6 protein-coding genes and 2 pseudogenes are annotated in these 4,950 nt (G+C 43.2%); 5 read left to right on the top strand and 3 right to left on the bottom strand.

All coding sequences use genetic code 11. From position 1 onward, the window contains the following. Window positions 1–83: 83 nt before the first annotated feature. The 3 genes and pseudogenes from PX481_RS24790 to PX481_RS24780 all read right to left on the bottom strand — a co-directional run. On the bottom strand, window positions 84–491 hold the full coding sequence (locus PX481_RS24790) for a transposase family protein (RefSeq protein ID WP_288096594.1): 408 nt from the start codon (window positions 489–491) through the stop codon (window positions 84–86). Window positions 492–552: 61 nt separating this feature from the next. Next, window positions 553–726: pseudogene (locus PX481_RS24785) on the bottom strand (IS1634 family transposase N-terminal domain-related protein); the annotation flags it as partial. A 31-nt stretch (window positions 727–757) separates the two neighbouring features. Further along, window positions 758–1,246, bottom strand: a pseudogene (locus PX481_RS24780) (transposase); the annotation flags it as partial. A gap of 374 nt (window positions 1,247–1,620) precedes the next feature. Here PX481_RS24780 and PX481_RS24775 point away from each other — a divergent pair. The 5 genes from PX481_RS24775 to PX481_RS24755 form a co-directional block, all read left to right on the top strand. Then, window positions 1,621–2,253: a DUF305 domain-containing protein gene (locus tag PX481_RS24775; protein ID WP_004159682.1), complete on the top strand. Its 633-nt coding sequence runs from the start codon at window positions 1,621–1,623 to the stop codon at window positions 2,251–2,253. Window positions 2,254–2,479: 226 nt separating this feature from the next. Further along, window positions 2,480–3,376, top strand: coding sequence for an ABC transporter permease (locus PX481_RS24770; protein WP_288026370.1), 897 nt, complete (start codon window positions 2,480–2,482; stop codon window positions 3,374–3,376). 208 nt (window positions 3,377–3,584) lie between these two features. Beyond that, window positions 3,585–3,917, top strand: a complete 333-nt coding sequence (locus tag PX481_RS24765; RefSeq protein WP_004266750.1) for a hypothetical protein — start codon at window positions 3,585–3,587, stop codon at window positions 3,915–3,917. Window positions 3,918–4,320: 403 nt separating this feature from the next. Beyond that, a complete protein-coding gene (gene petP, locus PX481_RS24760; protein ID WP_002742483.1) occupies window positions 4,321–4,512 on the top strand; it encodes a cytochrome b6f subunit PetP in 192 nt (63 codons plus the stop codon). A gap of 22 nt (window positions 4,513–4,534) precedes the next feature. Then, window positions 4,535–4,950 (top strand): ArsA family ATPase (locus PX481_RS24755; protein WP_288096590.1); only part of this gene is annotated, 416 nt, incomplete at its 3' end.

The raw sequence follows: 4,950 nt of genomic DNA, 5'->3' as shown, positions 1-4,950 counted from the left end.
TCACAACGGACACAGATTAACTGCTCGCTTTTTTGATCGGCAACGACTTGCGACTTTAATGTGTGGTATCCCTGCTTGCCACTCTAGTATGATTTCTGTTTTTTTTTGGGTCTTTCTATCTCATGTTCTGACACATCCACCACTATTACTTCTCTTTCACTATTACTTTCTAAGAGGGCTTTTTTTCCGGGTAGATTAAACAGACCTGATTTGATGAGAACATTCTCTACTTTCCTAACAATTCTATACGCCGTTGATTCGTTAATACCCCAACTATTTCCCCGATGAAAATAGGTGCGATATTCTCGCCAATATTCTAGTGTTATTAGTAGTTGGTCTTCCGTACTCAATTTGCTAGGTCTACCTGTCTTTTTTTGCCAAACTTTTTCTGCCTTTAGGACTGTTACCATATCCTTAAATGTATCTGGATACAGGCCACACAAGCGTTTGAACTCTGTTGGCTTTAAAGTTTTTACTTGTTCGTAAGTCATCTTTCAATCTTAACTCTTGGACTATTTTATCTTATTTTGTCTCGACTTATGCAAGAGGTCTAGTCATGGACAGTGTTGCTCCTTTAAGAGCCAGTTTCAGATTGTCGATAATATCATCGGGTAATTTTGAGAGATTGGCAAGGGTTCTTTTTTTGACTTGATCTCCTTCTCGGTAGGACTCTGGTCGAAGAACAGCGGGGGGGGAATTACGGTTAGGAACTTTTTCTATATACATGGCTATCATTTTAGCAAATGGAGAGAATTCTATTGAGCAATTCTCCTTCCTCGTTCACCAGTAAATGCAGTTTAAAGCCAAAAAACCAGTCCACAGAGGTTTTTCCCCGTGCGGCTAAATTGTCAAACACCCGATGACTACTGATGCGGCGATTATGGCAGACCTGAATTTTGGTGGCATCGACAAAGCTAATCCCCGTGCAACGACCAAAACAATGCTTCAAGTAAACGCATAAGGGGATGAGAGTCGAGGGTATCCATTCGATAAAACGTTGATAGCTAGGCAGTTGAGGGAACTCTTGTCGCCAGTAGACACAAACATGATCGAGGTAGAAATGTTTAAAATTACGGTAGTGGTTTTGATGGAAAGCGATCAGGATGGTCATAATTTCGCTTAAAGTCAAGATTTTGCCACGTTTACGAGCTTTATTATCGGACCAAAGCCTTGTCTGTTCTAATTTAGGTTCAAATACACGGCATCCGTCGTCGACATGACAGAAAAGAGCTTCTAGACTAGACATAGATGGGTTGGGGGTGCTGAGTTTATATATTTTTCAGCTTACTAGCCCCCGCCTTTTCTTTCCACCCTTATCCCGAACTGACGTTAACTATCAAAACCCCCCAAAAAAAGAGAGAGGAAACCCGCGCCTCCTACCTCGTTCCCAGGTAGAACCTGGGAACGCTATTTTCAGATTCTACCTGAAGAACAATACGCCAATTCAAAAATGAAACGCATCAACCTCAAGAGTTGACAAAGAAAGGCTCATCAGTTACCGTCTGAGCCTTATCGGAAGTTAACGACGGCGGGTGAGTTCAGCCGTTAGACTGCCAATTTCTTGGTCAAGATAGTTCCGGTTACTTTTGGGCAGGTGCTATAGTATAGTGAGGTTTGTAAATGGTTTCTCCCATGAAAAATAAAGCCATTATTGTGCTGGGGGCGGTTGCCGCTCTTGGGTTGGCTGCAACCTCAACTTTACTTCTGACACGTCCATCTGGAAATTCTCCAGATTCCGCCTCTGCTCAATTTTCTCCCAACGGCATGGGTGGGATGCATCATATGCAGGTCAGTAGCGAGTTTAACTATCTTGCCCAAATGATTCCCCACCATCAGGAGGCAATCGATACCGCCCAGGTTATTCTGGAACGCACTAGTCGTCCTGAGATGAGGCAGTTTGCTGAAAATATCATTCAAGTGCAAACTGCTGAAATTGCTCAGATGAAAAACTGGCTCAATGAGTGGTATCCCGGAAGGAATATTAGCGTCTCCTACGTTCCCATGATGCGCGATCTGAGTCAACTTCAGGGCGATGCCCTAGAGCAAACTTTTTTACAAGATATGATTAAACATCATATGGGAGCCGTGATGATGTCGCAAATGCTCCTGAATCATAATCTGGTGAAGCATCAGGCTGTCCAGCCCTTTGCTGAGAACATTGCCACTAGCCAGCACCGGGAAATTCGGCAGATGCAAACTTGGTTAATGGCTTGGTTTGGTGATCGCAATCCAATGGGTGGGATGCATCATTAGCTGGTATTGTGATCGCAATTTTGTCGGGTGCGTTCCCTAATGCAAGTACGCTTAACTGATACATGAGTTCTGGTTTTCCCTAAAACCAGAGACTTATCGCCTCAAAATAAAGATAACTGCTATATCCTTCTGTTCACTTTAAAATAAAACTGTTAGCTTGCTGGGGATTGAGAGTGACAATCCCAAAATCTCTACCTAAACCCTTCCCTTTTGAGGTAAATATTTCATGAGCCAAACCATCACACCTTCTTCCTTAAAAGCTAGTTTAGCCCCCAATCCCACTAGAGCAGCAACGGTGGACGATGGGGGAAATGTACTAGGGGAATTTCTGCAAGAAACTCTGGCCATGACTAAACGTCTGTTCATCCAATTACAACGTCGTCCTTCAACCCTAATCGCGGGGGTAATTCAGCCATTTATGTGGCTGATTTTATTCGGGGCATTGTTTTATAATGCCCCCCAGGGTCTATTCGGCAACGATCTCAGTTATGCTAAATTTCTCGCCCCCGGGGTGATTGTCTTTACCGCTTTTTCTGGGGCCTTAAATGCCGGTTTGCCAGTAATGTTCGATCGAGAATTTGGCTTTCTTAACCGTCTTTTGGTAGCACCTTTAACCACTCGTTACTCGATCGTGGCCGCTTCTACCATCTATATTATCGCCCTCAGTTTCATCCAAACCGCCTCGATCGTGGCCGCTAGTGCCTTTTTAGGGGCCGGGTGGCCTAGTTTAGCCGGATTAGGTGCGATCGCTTTGATTGTGTTCCTAATCGTTTTGGGGATGACTGCCTTAAGTCTCAGTTTAACCTTTGCTCTCCCCGGACATATCGAATTAATCGCCGTCATTTTCGTCACCAATTTACCGCTTTTATTTGCCAGTACCGCCCTCGCACCCTTAAACTTTATGGCAGATTGGTTACAAGTAATCGCTAGTCTCAACCCTCTTACCTATGCGATCGAACCGATCCGTTATATTTATTTCAATCAGCACTGGTCTTTTGATAGCATAGTCTTACAAACCCCTTGGCTTGACCTCAATTTCTTGACAGTTTTAGGCCTGCTCTTAGCTTTTGATCTGCTAATCCTTTTGGCAATTCAGCCCTTACTTCGTCGTCGTTTTGCTTAAATCAGTTATCAGTTATCAGTTATCAGTTATCAGTTTACTTTCACTGAAAAGCCTGCAACTTTCTCACAACCAAAAACTAGACAAGTAAGTAGTTATAATTAAATTGAAGATAGATTTTGCCTCTGATCCCCCCCGCCCCCCTTGATAAGGGGGGGGCTGACAACTTTTAACACCTACCCACTTAATTTTCTGAGGAGTTAGTCAGATTATGAATACTCAAAAAATGTTAATCAAATCGTCTTTATTCCTAGCTACTATTTTATTAGTCGGCGCTGATTTTAGTCCGCAAGTGTTAGCTCAAAGCTTGAACCCCAGTCAACCGGACTATCAAAAAAATGAACGTAGTTCCGATGGCAGGGATGATCTCGGTGGTTTTAATCCTTTAGACTTGATTCATAATAGTAATTTTCGCCGTAGCCGGGACGGATCGGAATTTCAGGAAGATACCCTCAATAATATCAACGAAGCGGCTGAGGAGTTTAAACGCAAGCAAAGAGAACAACTGGAAAATCTGCAAAATCCTGCCCCAGAAACCAAATAAAACTCCTTTTTTGAGTAGTTAGACACAATTAATCGCACATAGGTAGGTATTGAAAACTTTCAGATGCCCCCCTTATTAAGGGTAGATCCCCCCGCCTATCGGCACCACCCTTATCAAGGGGGGCAGGGGGGATCGAACCTAAAATCCATTTTTAATTCAATTATAACCAGCTACTTATCTAACTACCTCTTACCTCTTGCCTATTGCCTTTTGCCTTTTGTCTTTTGCCTATCCTAAGCAAGAAGTTGATTTTGTTCAATGTCTTAGTATATATGATCGCTGAGTGCAGATGATCTTAGAAAGACCAATGACCGAAGATCATTGGGGGGTTTATCTGACACGAATTTATATTAAACTTAGGATTGGTTTATTGAATTATCGTCTTATTAAAACTGTGGAAGTAATGGAAATCGGGCAAAAAGTCAAGGTCTGTCGCTTAAGAGACCGCGTTAACTCGGATGTAGCGGGTAAATTGGGTAAAGTGGGTGTCATCAAAAATTTTAAGATGACCGATGGCAGCGGTGTTGGTGCTGTTGTCCAGTTCGATGATAAGACCGCTACTTGGTTTTTTGAGGATGAACTCAAACTCATCTAAATACAACGCTTAGGAATTAATTATGTCCTTAATTTTGACCTTTTTGGGCAAGGGGGGCAGCGGTCGCAGTACAATAGCGATCGCTTCGGCAAAGAAAATGGCTGGTCTGGGGTCAAAAGTTCTCTTGATCGGGCAAGATTCTGGTCCCGCTTGGGGATTACTCCTCAAGGCCTCCCCTAGCTCCTCTATTACGGAAATTGCCCCTAATCTCTCGGTTGTGCAGCTTAGTAGTACACAGTTACTAGAAAAAAGTTGGGAAGAAGTCAAGGAACTGGAAAAGCAGTATTTGCGTTCTCCCACCTTGAAAAATGTTTATGGTCAAGAGTTGGGCATTTTACCCGGAATGGATCAAGCTCTAGCTTTAAATTTCCTGCGGGAACAGGATAAAAGCGGAAATTACGATGTCATCATCTACGACGGCAGCGGAGATATCAACAG

The organism is Microcystis sp. M53603_WE2, assembly GCF_030065435.1.
This window is presented reverse-complemented; position numbering and strand designations above follow the sequence as displayed.